Origin of the sequence: Paenarthrobacter aurescens, assembly GCF_025421775.1 — a bacterium.
Lineage (GTDB): Bacteria > Actinomycetota > Actinomycetes > Actinomycetales > Micrococcaceae > Arthrobacter > Arthrobacter aurescens_B.
Genome location: NZ_JAOEFX010000002.1, coordinates 531,288 through 549,906 on the forward strand (window position 1 = coordinate 531,288; position 18,619 = coordinate 549,906).

The window sequence follows — 18,619 nt, forward strand, 5'->3', positions numbered from 1 at the left end:
CGGGTTAGGCGGCCGGTGTGGGGGATGCGGTGGCCGGCGCGGACGGCAACGGAGCCTGATCTGCGGACTTGACGACGGCGGCAGCGAGCGTTGCGAACTCGTCCAGGCTCGCGGTGCCGCTCAAGATGATGGTGGTGCCCCGGTACTCCAGGACCATGCTGCGCTTCTCCTTGCCGGAGTCCCGCAGCTCCCAGTCCTGGCCGCCGGCGTTGCGTGTGCCGGTGACGGGCAGGTTGCCGGTCTGCTGCAGAACCCAGGTGGGATTGGCCTGGTTTGTCTGGGTCAGGCCGATGAAGGCCTCCTTGGGCGTCAGGAAACCGACCTCCCAGGTGGGGACGCCACTGCCGGTGCCGGACTCCCACCGGGCGTAGTTGGGTTTGAATGTGTCGCCCGTATCCGGGGTCACAGGTGTGAATCCTGCCACACCTGTGGCGTTGCGGGCGATCGCTGCCACGTCGACATCGGGCCTGAAGCCCTCGCCCTTGGGCGCCGGGTTCATCAAAACGATGGGGAGGAAAGCCAGCACGCAGACAAGCAAGGCAATGACCATGCCAATGACCGACGCGTTGGCCCGCTTGGCAGCTTTCGCCGCAATGACGGGTTTGTAGGGGGCATCCGGGATGGCCTGGGCATCGTTTTGGCTGGCCGCTGCAGGGTCCGATTGGTTCTCGGCTGCGGGCTTGTCCTGCGTTTCACTCACCCCTCCATGATCCCTTATCGCGGCAGGGAACACACATCCGGCAACCTCACCACCGGTATTGCGGACGGTGGTCATCCAACGACTCCCGGACGGCGCGGCGACTATGATCGTTGGTAGAGGAACCACGGGTTGCCACGTGCAACCATGTCCGGTCCCGTGAATCGTCACTCGAAGAAGAGGTTCAAGTGTCTCCTGCACCAATGACCCAGCAGTATTCCACGATTTCGCCGTCGCTCGCCGTCGGCATCGACGAACCCGACCGCAACCTTGCGCTGGAACTCGTCCGTGTCACCGAGGCCGCGGCAATTGCCGGTGGCCACTGGGTAGGATTCGGCGACAAAAACAAGGCAGACGGCGCCGCCGTTGACGCCATGCGTTCGTTCCTTCACACCGTCCACTTCAACGGCGTCGTGGTCATCGGTGAAGGCGAAAAAGACGAAGCCCCCATGCTGTTCAACGGCGAGCAGGTTGGTGACGGCACCGGCCCCGAGTGCGACGTCGCCGTCGATCCCATCGACGGAACCCGCCTGACCGCCCTCGGCATCAACAACGCACTCGCCGTGCTGGCCGTTGCGGAACGCGGATCCATGTTCGACCCCTCAGCTGTCTTCTACATGGAGAAGCTCGTCACCGGCCCCGAAGCTGCAGACATGGTTGACCTTCGCTTGCCCGTCAAGCAGAACCTGCACCTTATTGCCAAGGCCAAGGGCGTCAAGGTCAACCAGCTCAACGTCATGATCCTGGACCGCGACCGCCACCGCCCCCTCGTGGAAGAAATCCGCGAAGCCGGTGCACGCACCAAGTTCATCATGGACGGCGACGTCGCCGGCGCCATCGCCGCAGCCCGCACCGGCACCGGCGTGGACGCCCTCATGGGCATTGGTGGCACCCCGGAAGGCATCGTTGCAGCCTGTGCCATCAAGTCGCTTGGCGGCGTCATCCAGGGCCGCCTGTGGCCGACGTCGGACGAAGAGAAGCAGAAGGCCATCGACGCCGGACACGACCTCGACCGCGTCCTGTCCACCAACGACCTCGTCACCTCGGACAACTGCTACTTCGCAGCCACCGGCATCACCGACGGCGACCTCCTCCACGGCGTGCGCTACCAGAAGGACCGCGTCATGACGCAGTCCATCGTGATGCGCTCCAAGTCCGGGACGGTCCGCTTTGTTGAGGCCGAGCACCACGCATCCAAGTGGGAGACGTACGCGCGCAAGCCGTAATCCCCCCCCCGTTGCTGTCGCGTCTTTGACGCGAAAAGCGCCCTATCCCTCTGCGGCTATCTCCTCGTACCTCGTCGATTTGATGCCGCTGACGCGACAGGGCGCTTTTCGCTGTCCGGGCACGTTTGCTTACGCGGCTCCGGTTGGCGCGATTTGGATGGGTCGGGGCATTAAGCCGGGGTGTTCCTTCGCCACCTACTTTGATTGCGCAGTCCTCGGGGCGCGCCGGGAAGCAGGGTGTGTCGGGGTCAGGACGGGCTCAAAGTGGGTGGTTAAGACACGTGTTCTAGTGGCACCCTTGTCCGTTGTGCTTCCGCAGCGGCGTGAGCCTGGATGAATTTTGAGGGCTTTGGATCCGCGTCCCGATCGGCCGGGGATGCGCGTGGACCCGGGCTCCCCAGCGCAAAGGCTCGACGACGGCGCTTCCGTGAGTATCGTCGTCGGGCGCTACTCGTGATTGGCCGTTGGGCCGTACCGCCACCACTGACTTTGATTGCGAAGCCCTCATGGCGCGCTGGGATAAAGGGTGTGTCGTTGTGAGGGCGGGCTCAAAGTGGGTGGTGGAGGTACGCGACGATTTGAGCGCGAACGGTCTAGCGGAGCTTGTCGCGGAGCTTCCTTGCCAACTGGTAGGCGCCGTAGCGGAGTTTGTTCACCGGGAGGTCCCATGTGCCTGGGTAGGAGACTTCGCGGCCTCCGAAGGACTTCTTGAAGGCCGTGAAGCCCGCCCACTTGTGGTCCGGCTGGTCCTCCGGCGCAACGCCCCAGAGGTCCACGTGTTTGAGGCCCTTCTCCTTGGCATCGGCCATGAGCGTCACCAGGAGCGGGATGCCCGCACTGAGCTTGCGGTGCGTGTCGTCCAGGGCTGCGTGGGCGTACACGCGTGTGTCCGCGGAATCGTACGCGAAAGCCGCAGCTATCGCTTCGCCCTCAAGCTCTGCGATGAACAGCGTGCCTGCGCCGGAAGGCAACAACGATTCCGCCACCTTCGTGAGGTATTCGTCGCTTTGGGGCTTGAACCCGTTCCGGGCAGCGGTCAGGTGCAGGAAGTGCAGGAGCACCGAAATATCGGCGGGGTCCTGGGAAGCCCGGAAGGTCACACCCTTCTTGTGGATGTTCCGGTACAGGTTCCGGTTGGTGGGCTTCATGCCGGCCAGGACGTCCTTGAAGTCGCCGTCCAGGTCCACGATCCAGCTGAGCTCCGGCTGCTGGTTGACCGGCGCCGGCCGCAAGCCGCGGGCGCGGAGCAAGGCGTCGGCGTCGGACGCTGTGAAACCTGCCGCCGCTGGTTCCATCCGGATGAAGACCGCACGTTCTTTCCTGGCCAGTGCCATCAAAGCCGCAGTGGCGGCGTCGAACGCTTCCACGGACTCTGCCACGGGGCCGTAGGGCGCATAAATGACCTTGCCGGCGGGGTTCTTTTCCTCAATGGCGAGGAAGCTCCAACCGGGGCCGGACTGTTCATGGACACGGCGTCCCAGGGCGCGCTGGACATCGGCCCACGCAGGGGTCTGCAGGAAAAACTCCATGGATCAGTTCCCCAGGCCCGTGGTCACCGCGAAGGCGATGCTGATGTCCGTTGCGCCTTGGACGGGGTGGACGTTGACGGGAGCCTCGGCGTCGGGGATGAATGCTGAGGTGCCGCGCTTGAGCAGGAGGTCGCTCTTAGGGGAGTCGAGCATGACTGAACCGGACACCACCACGACGACGGCTGGACCGGTTTGCGCCAACGGTACCGGCCCGGCGCCCGGGCCAAGTTCGATGCGTTGCAGCTGGAATTCCTTGAACGGTGGGCGGTAGAGTTCCTGCCCGAACTCGGTGCCGCTCGCCTCGATCCGGGGAACTCCGAGCGCTTCGAAACGGACCGTCTTCAGCACTTCCGGTATGTCCACATACTTGGGCGTGAGTCCGCCGCGCAGCACGTTATCCGAGGAAGCCATGACCTCCACACCCAATCCGTGGAGGTAGGCGTGGATGTTGCCGGCAGGCAGGTACACCACCTCACCGGGCTCCAGGGACAGGTGGTTGAGGAGCAGCGAGATGAGGACGCCGGGATCGCCGGGGAAGGCTTCGTTGATGTCCAGCATGGCCGTCAGCGCCGCCCGGTGTGGCTCCAGCGGTGCACCGGCGGAGAAGACTGCGACGACCTCGCTGATCGCGTCGGAAACCTGGCTGCCTCCCTCGATCAGGCGGCTGAAAGCTGCCTTCAGGGCGGCGGGCTCGTCAGGCCCGGCAAGGTCCGAAATAACATCCGTGATCACGGGTGGAACAGAAACGGCAGCGGAATCAAGGATGCGGGCCAGGTGTTCAAAAACGGCCTTGGACCCAGCGGCAGGACGGAAACCACACAGCGCCTTGAACGGTGTGAGGGCGAAGATCATCTCCGGCTTGTGATTGTCATCGCGGTAGTTACGCTCAGCGGCATCGGAAGGGATTCCTGCAGCGTTCTCGCGGGCGAAGCCCTCCTGTGCCTGCTCGAGGCTGGGGTGAACCTGCAGCGACAGTGGCTGTTCGGCAGCCAGCAGTTTGGTGAGGAAGGGCAACCGCGGACCGAATTCGGCCAGGCTGCGGGAACCCAGGAAATGCGAAGGGTCCGAATCAATCAGCGCATCCAAGGGCTGGGTGACGCCATTGGGGTGAATCGCTGTGGAGGGGGAGTCCGGGTGGGCTCCAATCCACATTTCCGCCTCAGGACCACCCGATGCCGGCCGCCCCAGCAACCCTGCGATCGCCGTCGTCGAACCCCACGCGTAGGGTCGCAAAACATTCTCAATCTGATACACGAAAGAAAGTCCTTATCGTTGCGCTGGACGTGTGGAGCGGACCTGCAAGCTTACAACGGTGCGCACTGTCCGTTGGTTGCGACGAGGTCGCGGATACCTTGCTCGTCGCCCTGGGCCTTGAGGCCGTTCAACAATTCGATGGTGATCGGCGTGCCGTCCGGTGTGGTGGTTACCGGCGTGAAATCGGCTGACGGCGACGGCAACTGGCTTGCGGGCTTGAGCCCGGCAACCGGACCAGCGGCCATGACGGTACCGGCAGCGGCGCCGTCATGGGACACGACGGCGTCACCCGCCTTGGGTGTGTTGGACGACGCCAGGACTTCCTGGACCTTGGCATGAATCAGGTCGAAGTCCGGCACCGTGGAGAAGGACGCATCAAAGTCCGGCGGTCCGATGGTGAGGCGCTTGACGGGTTGGTTCTTGGATTTCAACGCCAGGTCGACAAAGCTGCCCAGCTGGTTCGAAGAAATGTTGGAGTCAACCACCTTGGTGCCGGCGTTGGCAATGTCCTCGAACTTGGTCAGGAGGGTAGCTGGATCCAACTGCTTGAGCATGGCCTGCTGCACGCACTGCTGGCGGGCGATGCGGGCGTAGTCGTCCACGAACTCGCGGGAGCGGCCATACCAAAGCGCATGGAAGCCATCCAAGTGCTGGTCGCCGGCCGGGATCCAGCCATCAGGCATGCCGTGGATCCCGTTGGCCTCGTCCGTGACGGGACCACTGATGGGTACCCAGCCACCGGCCTTGATACGGATGCCGCCCATGGCATCGATGAGCTTGGCGAATCCGTCCATATCCACCAGGACATACGCTTGGACGGTGATGCCCAAGGTGCCGGAGACGGCTTCCAATGTTGCCTGCGCGCCGGGATCAGCCACACCGGGGTAAAGGTTCTGGTAGTTGTTGGTTACCTCGGTATTGACGGCGTTAATGAGGCATTCGTCGCCGCAGTTGTAGCCTTCCGGGTAGACCTCGCGCATCGGCGAGCCCTCGCTGAACCGGGCATTCTGAAGGTTGCGGGGAACGGAGATGATGGCGCTTTCCCCCGTCTTGGCGTCGACGCTGATGACGGACAGGCTGTCCGGACGCCGGCCCGTCCTGTCGTCCCCGGCATCGCCACCCATCATGAGGAAGTTGTAGCGCCCATCCACGGGATCAATGGCCGGACCGGCCTGGAAGATGCTGCCGATCGCGTTTCGGCTCACGTTCAGGACGTAGGCGATGTAGCCCAGTGACCCGCTGGCCAGGATGGTGGAGACTGCCACCACCACGGCGATGATGGGGCGCATTCCCGGTGCCAGGAGCGCAGGCCGGATAATCCGAAAAGTGTTGAGGAACAGATAGGCCCAGCCCAAGGCCAATGCGACCAGGACCACAATGATGAACAGCGATCCGACCGGGTGGGTAGCGATGCTCAGCAGCATGGTCCGGTTGACCAGGGCGATGACGAGCGTTACCAGTGCCAAGGCCCACACGGTGAGCGTGACGCGCAGGGCCACACGGCCAAGCTTCCGGTCCCCGGCAACGATCTGTGCGCTGCCTGGGACGAAGAGAGTGAGGAGGACCAGCACGAAGGCGCGTTTGGTCCGCACCGGGGCACTCGCCCCGGACGGATAGCGGACAGGATCAGTCAGGGCGGAACCGGGCTGATTCGAGGTCTTGTGCATGGTAGTCAACCGCTGCCTTCCTAGCGGGAGCTCCGGGCTGAAGCGTTGGCAGGGGAGAAGACTTCTTCCACTTTGTGGCGCAGGTTTTCGCCCTTCTTGGTGGCGACGTCATTCAGTTCCTGGGCGAAGGTGAGAAGGTCTGCGCGGAGTCTTACGGCAAGTTCGTCGGTTCCGGAGGCCAGCATACGCACGGCAAGTAGACCGGCATTGCGGGCCCCTGCAATGGACACTGTGGCCACGGGAACGCCCGCAGGCATCTGCACGATGGACAGCAGGGAGTCCATGCCATCCAGGGTTTTCAGGGGGACCGGAACGCCAATCACGGGAAGCGGCGTGACCGAGGCAAGCATGCCGGGGAGGTGCGCTGCGCCGCCGGCGCCGGCGATGATGACCCGGAGACCACGCTCATGGGCTGTCTGGCCGTAACGGATCATTTCCGTGGGCATGCGGTGCGCCGAAACAACGTCAGCTTCGAAGGGGATGCCGAACTCGGCCAAGGCGTCCGCGGCGGCCTCCATGACCGGCCAATCGGAATCCGAACCCATCACGAGCCCTACCAGCGGGGCTGTTGATTCTGACGTCATGCGGTCTCCTCGGAGGTAGTCTGCGCCGGCATGCGGCCGTCACGGATGATGTCTGCAACGGCTGTGGCGCGTTGGCGGACGGAGTCGACGTCGGAAACCGAGCTGCCGACGAGGTTGACGTGGCCGATCTTGCGACCGGGGCGAACGGACTTGCCGTAAGAGTGGACCTTCGCTGCCGGTTCGTAAGCCAAGGCCATGGGGAACGCTTTGAAGAGATCCTGGTTGTCGCCGCCGAGGAAGTTCTTCATGACTACCACCGGGGCCAAGGCATCGGTAGCACCCAACGGTAGGTCCAGCACGGCCCGAAGGTGCTGTTCGAACTGGCTGGTGATGGAACCGTCCTGGGTCCAGTGACCCGTGTTGTGCGGGCGCATGGCAAGTTCGTTGATGAGGAAGCCTGCTCCGACACCCGGGGTTTCAAACAGCTCTGCAGCCATGACACCCGTGACGCCAAGCTCGTTGGCGATGCGCAGCGCAGCTTCTTCGGCGGCAGCTGCCACCTCAAGCGGAATGTTCTGGGCCGGTGCGATCACTTCGTCGCAGACGCCGTCCACCTGGATGGTGTGGACCACGGGCCAGGCACGGGACTCGCCGCTGGGCGTACGGGCCACCAGGGCGGAGAGCTCGCGGCTGAAGTCCACCTTGGCTTCGGCCAGCAGGGGGCTCATTGCCTGGAACCAGTCGGCAGTTTCCAAGGCTTCGTCCGGGGAGTCGACGATCCTGACGCCCTTGCCGTCGTAGCCACCGCGGGGCGTCTTCAAGACGACAGGCCAGCCGATCCTGTTGCCAAATGCCACGAGTTCGTCAACGCTGTTGACGGCTGACCACTCCGGGTTGGGAAGGCCGAGCCGGTCGATCGCAGCCCTCATGACCAGCTTGTCCTGGGCATTGACCAAGGCATCAGGTCCGGGCTGGACGTTAACGCCGGCGTCCAACAGGGCTTGCAGGTGTTCCGTGGGGACATGCTCATGGTCGAACGTCAGTACGTCCAGGCCCTTGGAGAACTCGAGGAGAGCGTCCAGGTCTTTGTAGTCACCGATCGGGGCTGTGGCCACTGCGGCTACAGCCGAAACGTCCACACCCTCGGCCAAAACACGGAGTTCGAAGCCCAGGGCGGTAGCGGGCGGAGCCATCATTCGTGCGAGCTGGCCGCCGCCAACAACGCCAATTACTGGAAAAGTCACAATGTTCAGCCTACCGAACCGGCGGCGGGATCACTGATTCTGCCGTCTTTGGGACCGGTTTTGTGATGCGGGAAGCGCCAGTATCGCCGTTCTCACAGCCCCTTCAAAGGCAACGCATGGAAAACGGCGCTAAAATGGGTTTGGCCCATCGGCCCACTTTTCAACGGCCATGGAGGGTCATGATCACCACACTTGCAGATCGCATCCGCGGACTTGCCTCGCTTTTCTGGCGCGAGGTAGCAAAGTTCGGCGCCGTCGGCGGTGTTGCTTTTGTCATTGACTCGGCAGTATTCATCTGGCTTTTCTCCGGCCCGATGCACGGCAGCGAAGTGTGGGCGAAGGCCATTGCAACGATTGTTGCGAGTATTTTCTCGTGGGTCGCCAACCGATTCTGGACGTTCCGTCACCGCAAGCAGGCGAACGTAGTCCGCGAAGCTGTGCTGTTTGCCGTCATGAACCTCGTCGGGCTCCTGATTGCCTCAGGCTGCGTGTGGTTCGCAAAGTACATCCTGGACCTCAATGACAAGCCTTCGCTGTTCATCGCCGGCAGTGTCGTGGGCCTCGTCCTGGGCACGATCTTCCGGTTCTTTGCCTACCGGTTCTGGGTGTTCAACGAAGAATTGGACGCCGAGCCCGAGTTCTCACACGACCACGAGATCATCGAACTCCACCACAAGGCAAAGACCGGTGCGGAAACAGGAGCCGGCAACCCGGCAACCGGCGAGTTCCCGTCAGTTAAGAACGGCTGACGCGCTCGTTCTCAAGGAGGTGCTCGGTGACGTCGAGGTCAGGGTGCACCAGTACTACTGAGCCGTCACCTTTCCATGCGCCCAAAGATGCTGCCAGACATGATTCCAAGCCTTCGTCGGCCCTCACCAGAAGTCGGACCCCGGGCTCCTGTTCGGCGGCAAAACCATCGATGAGGTCTTGGTGCCGGAGCCCCGAGGCGCCCCGGACGGCCGGCAGTTCCGCTCCGGGTTCGTTGTGGGCCATGAACACGTCGCCGTGGGAGCGGACTTCCGCCGCGTAATCCACGACGCCGGATGGCAGCTCGCCCGGCCAGCGCATCGCAAGTGCCGCGAGCGGTACGGCGACCACCGCGTCAAAGCCGGCGCCAGCGCCGTCGTCGGGGTTGTCAGTTACCAGGAGATCCGCTGGGGTGTCGTCGAAGACCACCTCCATTCCGAGCTGCCATGCCGCCAATGCCCACACGAAGGATTTCCAGTGGGCGGGGAGGTCGAGCCGGATTGCCATCCCGGGTTCTGCGTCCAGTTCGTCCTGCAGGAGGTTGCTGGTCTTGGCCACCCAGTTATCCAGAACCCGGCCTGAAAGTTCAACCCGCTCGGAGTCGGGGCCGTACCAGGTGAGTCGTGGTGACGTTGAATGGCCGGATCGCAGGGCGGTCATAAGGTTCGCTGCGGGGATGCTCATGCGTTCAATCTTGCCACGCTGGTTCCGCAGGGCCCTTGCTGTTCGAGCGGCAAATGTGAAATGCGACACATGGGGATTTCTCAAATCGTTGGGCGTCGCGAGGCGTCCCGGAAATTTTCCGCGGAAATTCAATGAAAGTTCATGTAAACCGATCCATCGCTTCCATTTTCCGCGGGGACATGCGGCGGCGCGTGCAAAATGTTGGGCGTGGCGCATCCCACGTTTCTACAGATTCTTGATTATTATCCCGGCGCGGCTTGACTGGCGGGTAGTTACACGCGTGTAATTAGTAATCAAACGCCGCTGCACAGATGACCGGAACGTCGCCGGGAGTCGGAAATACATCCAAGCAGCAGCTGCAAAATCAGGAGGGACGCCATGGGGCAAGCGTTGCGTATCCAGGAAGATGCAGTCGTCGCAGAACATGCGTCGGTGAAATACCGTTCGCGGGAAGTGCCGGGAGATTGGTACGTCGATCCTGCGGATCCGGAAGCGGCAGACCGATACAACCAGAATGTGCAGGAGTCGTTGGAGGATCAGGCAACTGCCCTCCTGGCCGCACACGAGGCATTGATCGGTGATTTGCCAGCTGGACCGGACGAAGATGTGGACGACCCTCCCATGGAGCTGCGTCGTCCGACGGAAGCACCCGGGCAGCCGGTGTGGATCGGCCTGCCCGGCCAAGGCGACTTCGATGACGAAGGCGAACTCGGGTGGCAGACTGATGCGCTGTGTGCACAAACCGACCCGGAAGCGTTCTTCCCTGAAAAGGGTGGATCAACCAGGGACGCCAAGAAAGTCTGCGGAGCGTGCAACGTCCGTTCGCAGTGCTTGGAGTACGCCCTCGCCAACGACGAGCGGTTCGGTATTTGGGGCGGACTCTCTGAGCGGGAACGTCGTCGGCTAAGGAAGCGAGCGGTCTAATTCTCAAGGAAGTGCATGTTACCGCCGTCGTGGTTTCCCACGACGGCGGCAACTATCTCCCCAGGACACTGGCGGCACTCTCGGACCAGACGCGTCCGGCAGATGCCGCCATTGGCGTTGATACAGGTTCGACGGATAATTCGCTGGATTTGCTCCGTGAAGCATTCGGCCAAGGCCACGTCACCACCTTCCAGCAGGCGAAGTCAGGCTTTGGCGCCGCTGTCCAAGCAGGCCTGCAGGCCCTGGCTCCCGACGACGGGACGGCTGGGGGCGGCAATGGAACGGATAATGATTCCGTCCAATGGATCTGGCTCCTTCACGACGACGCCGCCCCGGCACCGGATGCGCTGGCGGAGCTCCTCCACGCCGTGGAACGGGCCCCTTCGGTAACCGTGGCGGGCTGCAAACAGCTCGGCTGGGACAATGAGCGGCATCTGGTGGACGTAGGGCTTTCCACGAGCCGCTGGGCCGAGCGCCTGACGTTGATCGATGCCGACGAGGTGGACCAAGGGCAATACGACGCCCGCACGGACACCTTCGCCGTGAATTCTGCCGGTATGTTGATCCGCCGCGATGTCTGGGAGCAGCTGCAGGGTTTTGACCCAGCGCTGCCCGGAAGCGGCGATGACGTTGACTTCTGCTGGCGCAACTGGCTCGCCGGCAACCGCGTCGTAGTGGTTCCCAGCGCCCGTATGTTCCACGTGGAGCACCGTCCCCATGGCCTGGGCACATCCTCCGCGGCACGCAAAGCCCAGATCCACATGCGCCTCAAGCACACGCCGTGGTGGAACGTGCCTTTCCAAGCCGTTGGAGCCTTGTTCGGTGCCATCATTCGCCTGGTGCTAAGCATCCTGGTCAAGGAACCGGGCTATGGCTTCTCGCAGTTCACCGCCACTATTGCCGCGTTGGTCCGCCCCGTGGCAATTGGCAGGGGCCGCCGCGTTGCCGCTGCGACGCGCCGGGTCCACCGCTCCGTGGTCCGCGGTCTGCAGACGTCCACACGCGAGGTAAGGGCCAACAGGCGTTCGTTGCTGGAAGCGATCCGCCCCAGCGATGAAACCGCCGCTGTCTCTGACCTGCTTGCCCCCGAACCGAGCGGCGACGCCGCAGACGACTTTGCGGCGCTGGCCACCAACGAGCGGGGCTGGGTGGGAACAGGCGCCGTCGCAGCTGCCTTGCTGGCCCTTGCCGCCGCGCTGGTTGGACTGCTTGGACTCCTCCGCTCCGGCACTGTGGCCGGTGGCGGGCTACTGCCGCTTTCCGCATCGCCCGCAGACATGTGGGCCAACGCATCCACCTGGTGGATCTCCCTCGGCACGGGGTTGCCCGGCCACGGTGATCCGTTCGGCTACGTCTTGTGGCTGTTGTCCCTCTTCGGTGGGGGAGACGGCAATTCAGCCATGGCCTGGCTGCTGATTTTGGCCATGCCGTTGTCCGCCCTTGGCGCGTGGTTCGCCGCTGGTGCGTTGACTACCAAGCGCCGCTTCCGCACTGTCGCTGCATTGGCTTGGTCCGCCGCACCCGCACTCCTGATTGCCGTTAACGAGGGCCGTGTTGGAGCGCTGATGGCGCACATGATGATGCCGCTGTTGCTTCTGGCCCTGTTGCGTGCCTCCGGATCTGCCATTGGCCAAGTGCCTTCGCTTCCGGGAACCGGACTTAGCAGGCGCCCGGCGCCAATCCTCGGGAAGCCGGGAATTAACGGAACACCGTCGTGGACAGCTGCCGCGGCTGGTGGTTTGGCGATGGCGATTGTCACTGCCTCGGCGCCATCGCTCCTGGGCCCTGTCGCCGTCGCGGTCATTCTGGCCGCAGTGATCCTGGGACAGAGGGGCAAGACGCTGTGGTGGTCACTTCTGCCCACTTTTGCACTGTTCCTTCCTTACGGCATTTCCGTGCTCGACAGGCCCCGTGCCCTGCTCGGCGATCCTGGTGTGCCCCTCGCTTTTGATGCAGCGCCGTTGTGGCAGCAACTGCTGGGCCAGCCGCTGGCCTTCGATATCGACGGCGGCCTCACCGGTTTGGCGTTCTTCGGTCCTGGCGCCGTGCCCTGGGCATTGCTGTTGGCCCTGCTGGTCAGTGCACCAGTCTTCGCCCTTGCCGTGACGGCCCTGTTCCTCCCGGGCAAGCGCACAGCACTTGCCCGCGTTTTCTGGCTGGCAGCGTTGGCCATCCTGGCGAGCGGCTGGCTGGTGGGGCACGTAGCCACGGGAGTCAACAACAACGTGATTGTTGGACCCTTCACGGGTCCGGCTGTTTCCGCTGCGGGCATCTTGCTGCTTGGTGCGGCCGTTATTGGTGCGGATAAGGTCTTTGCTGCTCCCCGCAGGATGACCGATGCCAGTCGTCGAAAGCTGCCGCTGCGGCGCCTGGCGTCAGGAATTGTCTTGACGCTTCTCGTCGCCGGCCCCTTGGCCGGCCTGAGCGCCTGGACGGTCCAAAACGTCCTCCAGCCTTCACCCGCGCCCGGGACCGCCACAGCGCAAAACGCTACCGAACCGTCGTCGTCGCTAGGTTCCAAACGCCAGGTGAGGCCGGTGGACGCCGGGACGTTGCCAGCCACTGCCGTGGACCGTGGACAAGGACCTGAGCGCACCCGGACGCTGGTCATTACCAGCGGTGAGCAGGGTGCCTATACGTCGTCCCTCATGCGCGGCGCCGGGACCACCCTGGATAGCCTGTCCACCATCGCTTCGGCCAGAACCATCATTGGTGCACCTGGTCGCGAAGAAATTGCCGCCGACGATGCTGCCACCGCCTCGCTCCGAAGGGCCGTTGCAACCATCGTGGCGAGCACTGGCGTGGATCCCCGGGCCGACCTGGAACAACTTGGTGCCGGATTCGTGGTCCTGAAGGCCGCGGACAACGCAGCACAGCTGACGGCCAGCAGGATTGATGCTGTGCCTGGGCTCGTAGCTGTTGGCCAAACCGACGCCGGATGGCTGTGGCGTGTCACGCCACGGAACCAGCCTGCGGCCACCGCTGCCGATACGGCCCACCGCGTGCGCATCGTCGATTCCAAGGACGTCACAGTCGGTACACTGCCGGCCGAAGAAGTGTCCGTGGACGCGGCGGTGCCAGCGGGGGCCGAGGGGCGGAAAGTTGTTCTCGCCGAACGGTCGGATCCCGGCTGGACCGCGTGGATGGACGGCCGGCAGCTGAAAGCCAGCACCTCGGGGTGGTCGCAGGCTTTCGAACTCCCCTCCAGCGGGGGTGACCTGGAAATCCGCTATACGAACCCCTGGGCACCATGGTTCGCCATCCTTCAGGCCGTGGTGATCGGACTGACGGTCCTGTTGGCCATCCCGATGCCCGCGCGCCGCACCCGAACCGGCATGTCGAGGGATGAAGTCTCCCTCCGTAAGGAGTACAGCAGTGTCTGACGACCAGAAGCAGGCGGTCGATGAAAAAACGTCCCGCAGCTCCAGCAAGGGCTCGAGGAGCTCCAACAAGGGCGTCATCACCGGGGTCCTGTCCGCCGTGGTTATCCTGGCAGCGGGGGGTGGAGCTGTCGCCGCGACGTCGATGATGCCTGAGCCTTCCGGTGGCACGGCAATGGATATCCGGCAGGCTGACGTTCCTGCAGGCCGTGCCTTGGGTGTATGCCCCGAACCCGCGAGGCTGGTCAACGGAACCGTCGTGGGAACGGATGCCGAGTTCAGCCCGGTGTCCACTACCGCCACGAGCGCCCTCAACGCCGTGGTGCTGAGCAATCCAGCGGGAACGATTCCCGGCAGCAAAGTGACGTCACTGCGAGGTGACGCGGTGGCGGAGATCGCCAAGGCACCCACCAGCACTCCCACGCCGACGGCCGGACCGCCGGTGCTGGCGGCAGGTATCGCGTCCATTTCCCCGGTCACCTCGCCCGCTGTGGTGGGGGCTGACCCCTTGGGGAACGAACAGGCCTCCTTGGCCGCCAACCTCAGCTACTCGGCCACCGATGGCGATCTCCGTGGCTTGGCCTCGGCCCAATGCCAGCCGCCAGGCAACGACGCTTGGCTGTTGGGAGCCAACACCGCCGTGGGACGCACCGCCGTCCTGAATCTCAGCAACGCCTCGGAGACTCCGGCGACGGTGAACCTGGACCTCTTTGGGTACAAGGGCCAAATCCTGGCCCCCGGGGCGCGCGGCCTCCTGGTAGCTCCTGGAACCACCCGCTCGGTGAACCTCGCCGGGCTGGCCCCGGGCGAATCCCAGCTTGCCGTCCACGTTCGCAGCACAGGTGGCCCGGTGGCCGGAACCATTCAGCAGAGCGTGCTGCGTGGACTTGCTCCCGGCGGCGTTGAGTACCTTTCGCCGGGCTCCGGGCCGTCAAACCTGCAAGTGATGTCCGGAATTGATATCCAGGATCCGGCAGCCACCAAAGCACTGGCCAGTAAATCGGGTTTCGCGGATGCGGTCCCGGCACTTCAGATCGCCGTACCGGGCTCCACCGATGCCGTAGTGCAGGTCAGCCTTTACGGAGCCAACGGTGAACGCAAGATCCCCAGCGGTGGAGTGGTCACGGTGAAAGGCGGGTCGGTGGCCACCTTGAACCTCGAGGGCATTCCGGCCGGCACTTACACGGTCAGCGCCAGCTCGGATGTGGCTTTTGTGGCATCCTCCCGGATAACACGTGGCGCCAAGGCAGAGGAAGCAACGGACTTCGCGTGGTCGCCATCATCAGCGCGGCTCGGCAGCCAGCACTTGGTGGCAATACCCCGGGACGGACAGAGGTTCCTGAGCTTCGGTGTGCCCGAGGGCCGTGGAACGGTCACTTACGCTCCCGTGACCACCGACGGCAAGGTTGGCAAAGCCGTCGACGTGGACATGTCAGGCGGGACCACCTCGCTGATCGAGCTTCCTGCAAAGTCCGGCGATGCGCTGGTGGCGGGTTATGTGGTTTCGGCTTCCGGTGACCCGATTTATGGAGCGCTGGTCCTGGGCAAGCAAGGGCGCCCTGACGTTTCAGTCATGGCAATCCAGGATGCGGCCGCGGGGCTCGAGAAGGTCCCGGTCGCAGTGGGCTACTAGCCGTGCCCGGAACGCACAGGGCGCCGACCGCCGTCGTTATTGATGCGACGTTGTTGATACGTACCTGTTGATACGTACCTATTGATGCGACGTTATTGATACCGACGGCGGTAAACGGGATCCAAAGTTTCCGGAGGGACACCCAGCATCTCGGCGGTGTACTCCACCACGACGTCGTGGACAAGGTCCTGCAATTCCTCACGGGTGTTGGATCCTTGCACCACCACCCGGCGGTACACCGTGATCATGGGTGCCTCGCCGCGACCACCGGGCGTGTAGGAGCCCATGGGGGCAGTGCTTCCGGACGCGACCAACTGCTCAAGGTTGGGCGGAATTTCATCGACTGCGAAGAGGACACCATCGAGCTGTTTGCCCCACATGTCCTGCAGCCGCTCCGCCGAGTCCAGCACCATGTCGTCGAAACGCTCTGCGCGTGTTCGGAAACCGGGAAGGTTGGGGAGCATCAATTCGCCACGCAGGCCCCGCCCGTGGCGATTGCGCCGGCGCCGCCGGAAACCGCGGACACCTGAACCGGCGTGTTCCTCTGCCTGATCGCCATCGGCGTCAGTCCACCGGATGGTGAACCCGGGAACATGTGGCTGTGACTGCATATATCGACTTTAGTCCCGAGCAACCGCCAGCGCGACATCATGGCACGCACCGCGCCGGAGCTGTTGATACTCCGTGGAGTTCGTGGGCCACGGACGCACAATGCGCAATGTGAGTGCCAAATGGCGCTAATCTGGGATGTTGTGGGTGCTATTCGTCAATGTTCAAGGTCAGCCTGCCGCCAGTCCGCGGTGGCCACTTTGACGTACGTGTACGCAGAGTCAACCGCTGTCCTGGGTCCCTTGGCAACGTATGCCGAACCGCATGCTTATGATCTTTGCTCACAGCACGCGGAGAGCCTCACGGTTCCACGAGGTTGGGAAGTCTTGCGCCTGGCGATGCCGGCCACCCCGCCGGAGCCCGGTCCTGATGATCTTCTCGCTCTGGCCAATGCGGTCCGGGAGGCGGCATCGGCCGCCCCTGAAACGCCTGCCCGGCACAACCACGCACAAATGGAACCGCCCGCAGGCGTCGAAGGAACCCGTCGAGGCCACCTGCGTATCCTGCGCGAACCGTCCTGACGAGGCCCGTTCCGGCCGGCCCGTCTCAGCCGAACAGACATAGTCTTCCGGACGAGTTTTCCCGCTTCGGACTCAATTCGTCGTCGTGCTCCAACCGGGCTGATCCTGCGCGGTAGGCTGGAATCTGCAGATAAATCCGCCAGCGGCGCCACGCCGGCGCCACCCAGGGAGCATCATTCATGCCAAAGGTCAGTCCTGAACTGTTGTCCATCCTGCGCTGCCCCGTGACGGGTTCACCGCTGGTCCAGGAGGGCGAGGAGTTGGTCTCCACCACTGCCGCCGCGGACGGTGTAAAACTCCGCTACTCGATCGAGGACGGCATCCCGCTGCTCCTGCCTCCGGAACTGCTGGCCGCGGCCAATGCTGCCGGCTCCAGCCAGCACGATTCCAAGGCCTGACGCACTCTTCTTCATCAAACCCGCACGGTACCCCTAAGGACTTCCATGACTTTTGACTTCAAAGTGGCTGACATCACCCTTGCGGAGGCAGGCCGCCACCAGATCCGTCTCGCAGAGCACGAAATGCCCGGCCTCATGTCGCTCCGGGCAGAGTTCGGCGCCTCGCAGCCGCTCAAGGGCGCACGGATCGCCGGTTCCCTGCACATGACGGTTCAAACCGCAGTCCTCATCGAGACCCTCACGGCCTTGGGCGCCGAGGTTCGCTGGGCCTCCTGCAACATCTTCTCCACCCAGGACGAAGCAGCCGCCGCCGTCGTCGTCGGCAAGGGCACTCCGGAAGACCCCCAGGGAGTCCCGGTCTTCGCGTGGAAGGGCGAAACGCTGGAGGAGTACTGGTGGACTGCAGAGCAGATCCTCACCTGGCCGGGCGCTGACGCCAATCCGGAGTTGGGTCCCAACATGATTCTCGACGACGGCGGCGACGCCACGCTGCTGCTGCACAAGGGCGTCGAGTTCGAAGCCGCAGGCGCAGTTCCCACCGCCACCGAAGAAGATCCCGAGGAATACGTCCTCATCCTGAACCTCCTCCGCAGGACGCTCGCAGCTGACCCCCGGAAGTGGACACGCCTGGCTGCCCGCATCGAGGGCGTGACAGAGGAAACCACTACAGGCGTCCACCGCCTGTACCAGCTCGCCGAGCAGGGCAAACTGCTGTTCCCGGCCATCAACGTCAACGACTCCGTCACCAAGAGCAAGTTCGACAACAAATACGGCATCCGCCACTCCCTGCCGGACGGCATCAACCGCGCAACGGACGTCCTCATGGGCGGCAAAGTGGCCGTCGTGTGCGGTTACGGCGATGTGGGCAAGGGCGCCGCGGAGGCGCTGCGTGGCCAGGGATCCCGCGTCATCGTGACCGAGATCGACCCCATCTGTGCATTGCAGGCTGCGATGGACGGCTATCAGGTGGCCAAGCTGGAGTCCGTTCTGGCGCAGGGTGACATCTTCATCACCACCACTGGCAACAAGGACGTCATCATGGCCGAGCACATGCTGGGCATGAAGAACAAAGCGATCGTTGGAAACATCGGCCACTTCGACAATGAGATCGACATTGCCGGGCTTGCAAAGATCCCCGGAGTCAAGAAGGTGGAGATCAAGCCGCAGGTCCACGAGTGGGTCTTCGAGTCCGGCACGGGTTCCGAGCGTTCAATCATTGTTCTGTCCGAGGGCCGCCTGCTCAACCTGGGCAATGCTACCGGCCACCCCTCCTTCGTGATGAGCAACTCCTTCGCCAACCAGACCATCGCGCAGATTGAGCTGTGGACCAAAAAGGACCAGCCTGCCGGTGAGCGTGAGTACCAGAAGCAGGTCTACGTCCTTCCGAAGATCCTCGACGAGAAGGTGGCGCGACTGCACCTGGACGCTCTTGGTGTTGAGCTGACGGAACTGAGCAAGGACCAGGCGGACTACCTGGACCTGGATGTCGCTGGACCGTACAAGCCGGAGCACTACCGCTACTAAAAGCTCCGCTTCGGAAGCTCCGCGAAACCCCAATCGATGGTGAAAGGCCGGACATGCG

16 protein-coding genes are annotated in these 18,619 nt (G+C 63.6%); 8 read left to right on the plus strand and 8 right to left on the minus strand.

Annotated elements, in window-relative coordinates:
- Positions 1-4 precede the first annotated feature (4 nt).
- Positions 5-700 carry a DUF4245 domain-containing protein gene (locus N7568_RS05780; protein WP_261608934.1) on the minus strand — a complete coding sequence of 232 codons (696 nt, stop codon included), beginning with the start codon at positions 698-700 and terminating at the stop codon, positions 5-7.
- Between the two features lie 200 nt (positions 701-900).
- Here N7568_RS05780 and glpX point away from each other — a divergent pair, with 200 nt between their 5' ends.
- On the plus strand, positions 901-1,923 hold the full coding sequence (gene glpX / locus N7568_RS05785) for a class II fructose-bisphosphatase (protein WP_261608935.1): 1,023 nt from the start codon (positions 901-903) through the stop codon (positions 1,921-1,923).
- Positions 1,924-2,516: 593 nt separating this feature from the next.
- On the opposite strand, the gene N7568_RS05790 is transcribed toward glpX, so the two are convergent.
- Genes N7568_RS05790 through N7568_RS05810 form a run of 5 tightly spaced genes read right to left on the minus strand, consistent with a single transcriptional unit; the run spans position 2,517 to position 8,141 of the window.
- Positions 2,517-3,452 carry a lipid II:glycine glycyltransferase FemX gene (locus N7568_RS05790; protein WP_261608936.1) on the minus strand — a complete coding sequence of 312 codons (936 nt, stop codon included), beginning with the start codon at positions 3,450-3,452 and terminating at the stop codon, positions 2,517-2,519.
- A 3-nt stretch (positions 3,453-3,455) separates the two neighbouring features.
- A complete protein-coding gene (gene manA / locus N7568_RS05795; RefSeq protein ID WP_261608937.1) occupies positions 3,456-4,706 on the minus strand; it encodes a mannose-6-phosphate isomerase, class I in 1,251 nt (416 codons plus the stop codon).
- Between the two features lie 50 nt (positions 4,707-4,756).
- The gene (locus N7568_RS05800; RefSeq protein WP_261609034.1) at positions 4,757-6,373 is read right to left on the minus strand and encodes an LCP family protein; all 1,617 of its coding nucleotides are present in this window, start codon (positions 6,371-6,373) and stop codon (positions 4,757-4,759) included.
- A gap of 20 nt (positions 6,374-6,393) precedes the next feature.
- Positions 6,394-6,957, minus strand: coding sequence for a 5-(carboxyamino)imidazole ribonucleotide mutase (gene purE, locus N7568_RS05805; protein WP_261608938.1), 564 nt, complete (start codon positions 6,955-6,957; stop codon positions 6,394-6,396).
- Positions 6,954-8,141, minus strand: coding sequence for a 5-(carboxyamino)imidazole ribonucleotide synthase (locus N7568_RS05810; protein WP_261608939.1), 1,188 nt, complete (start codon positions 8,139-8,141; stop codon positions 6,954-6,956). The genes purE and N7568_RS05810 overlap by 4 nt, the downstream gene beginning before the upstream one ends.
- A gap of 179 nt (positions 8,142-8,320) precedes the next feature.
- Between N7568_RS05810 and N7568_RS05815 the strand changes: the two genes are divergently transcribed.
- A complete protein-coding gene (locus tag N7568_RS05815; protein ID WP_261608940.1) occupies positions 8,321-8,890 on the plus strand; it encodes a GtrA family protein in 570 nt (189 codons plus the stop codon).
- Here N7568_RS05815 and N7568_RS05820 read toward each other — a convergent pair.
- Entirely contained in the window at positions 8,877-9,572 is a 696-nt protein-coding gene (locus N7568_RS05820; protein WP_261608941.1) for a TIGR03089 family protein, read from the minus strand. The genes N7568_RS05815 and N7568_RS05820 overlap by 14 nt on opposite strands.
- A 378-nt stretch (positions 9,573-9,950) precedes the next feature.
- On the opposite strand from N7568_RS05820, the gene N7568_RS05825 reads away from it, so the two are divergent.
- The 3 genes from N7568_RS05825 to N7568_RS05835 are packed head-to-tail and all read left to right on the plus strand — an operon-like array spanning position 9,951 to position 15,509.
- Positions 9,951-10,496, plus strand: a complete 546-nt coding sequence (locus N7568_RS05825) for a WhiB family transcriptional regulator (RefSeq protein ID WP_261608942.1) — start codon at positions 9,951-9,953, stop codon at positions 10,494-10,496.
- An 11-nt stretch (positions 10,497-10,507) separates the two neighbouring features.
- Positions 10,508-13,879: a glycosyltransferase family 2 protein gene (locus tag N7568_RS05830; RefSeq protein WP_261608943.1), complete on the plus strand. Its 3,372-nt coding sequence runs from the start codon at positions 10,508-10,510 to the stop codon at positions 13,877-13,879.
- Positions 13,872-15,509 carry a DUF5719 family protein gene (locus N7568_RS05835; RefSeq protein ID WP_261608944.1) on the plus strand — a complete coding sequence of 546 codons (1,638 nt, stop codon included), beginning with the start codon at positions 13,872-13,874 and terminating at the stop codon, positions 15,507-15,509. Before N7568_RS05830 ends, N7568_RS05835 begins: the two co-directional genes overlap by 8 nt.
- A 92-nt stretch (positions 15,510-15,601) precedes the next feature.
- Here the strand turns inward: N7568_RS05835 and N7568_RS05840 are convergent, their stop codons facing one another.
- A complete protein-coding gene (locus N7568_RS05840) occupies positions 15,602-16,120 on the minus strand; it encodes a metallopeptidase family protein (RefSeq protein WP_261608945.1) in 519 nt (172 codons plus the stop codon).
- A 120-nt stretch (positions 16,121-16,240) separates the two neighbouring features.
- Here N7568_RS05840 and N7568_RS05845 point away from each other — a divergent pair, with 120 nt between their 5' ends.
- The 3 genes from N7568_RS05845 to ahcY all read left to right on the plus strand — a co-directional run bounded on the left by N7568_RS05845 (position 16,241) and on the right by ahcY (position 18,561).
- Positions 16,241-16,639 (plus strand): DUF3499 domain-containing protein, encoded by a 399-nt coding sequence (locus N7568_RS05845; protein ID WP_261608946.1) that lies wholly within the window; start codon positions 16,241-16,243, stop codon positions 16,637-16,639.
- A gap of 179 nt (positions 16,640-16,818) precedes the next feature.
- Positions 16,819-17,037, plus strand: a complete 219-nt coding sequence (locus N7568_RS05850) for a Trm112 family protein (protein WP_261608947.1) — start codon at positions 16,819-16,821, stop codon at positions 17,035-17,037.
- A 45-nt stretch (positions 17,038-17,082) separates the two neighbouring features.
- Entirely contained in the window at positions 17,083-18,561 is a 1,479-nt protein-coding gene (gene ahcY / locus N7568_RS05855; RefSeq protein WP_261608948.1) for an adenosylhomocysteinase, read from the plus strand.
- The last annotated feature ends 58 nt before the right edge of the window (positions 18,562-18,619 follow it).

Excerpts from the sequence above, each read along its gene's own strand:
- glpX (WP_261608935.1), top strand. The coding sequence starts at position 901 with ATGACCCAGCAGTATTCCACGATTTCGCCGTCGCTCGCCGTCGGCATC.
- N7568_RS05790 (WP_261608936.1), bottom strand. The coding sequence starts at position 3,452 with ATGGAGTTTTTCCTGCAGACCCCTGCGTGGGCCGATGTCCAGCGCGCC.
- N7568_RS05800 (WP_261609034.1), bottom strand. The coding sequence starts at position 6,373 with ATGCACAAGACCTCGAATCAGCCCGGTTCCGCCCTGACTGATCCTGTC.
- purE (WP_261608938.1), bottom strand. The coding sequence starts at position 6,957 with ATGACGTCAGAATCAACAGCCCCGCTGGTAGGGCTCGTGATGGGTTCG.
- N7568_RS05815 (WP_261608940.1), top strand. The coding sequence starts at position 8,321 with ATGATCACCACACTTGCAGATCGCATCCGCGGACTTGCCTCGCTTTTC.
- N7568_RS05820 (WP_261608941.1), bottom strand. The coding sequence starts at position 9,572 with ATGAGCATCCCCGCAGCGAACCTTATGACCGCCCTGCGATCCGGCCAT.
- N7568_RS05825 (WP_261608942.1), top strand. The coding sequence starts at position 9,951 with ATGGGGCAAGCGTTGCGTATCCAGGAAGATGCAGTCGTCGCAGAACAT.
- N7568_RS05840 (WP_261608945.1), bottom strand. The coding sequence starts at position 16,120 with ATGCAGTCACAGCCACATGTTCCCGGGTTCACCATCCGGTGGACTGAC.
- N7568_RS05845 (WP_261608946.1), top strand. The coding sequence starts at position 16,241 with ATGGCGCTAATCTGGGATGTTGTGGGTGCTATTCGTCAATGTTCAAGG.
- N7568_RS05850 (WP_261608947.1), top strand. The coding sequence starts at position 16,819 with ATGCCAAAGGTCAGTCCTGAACTGTTGTCCATCCTGCGCTGCCCCGTG.
- ahcY (WP_261608948.1), top strand. The coding sequence starts at position 17,083 with ATGACTTTTGACTTCAAAGTGGCTGACATCACCCTTGCGGAGGCAGGC.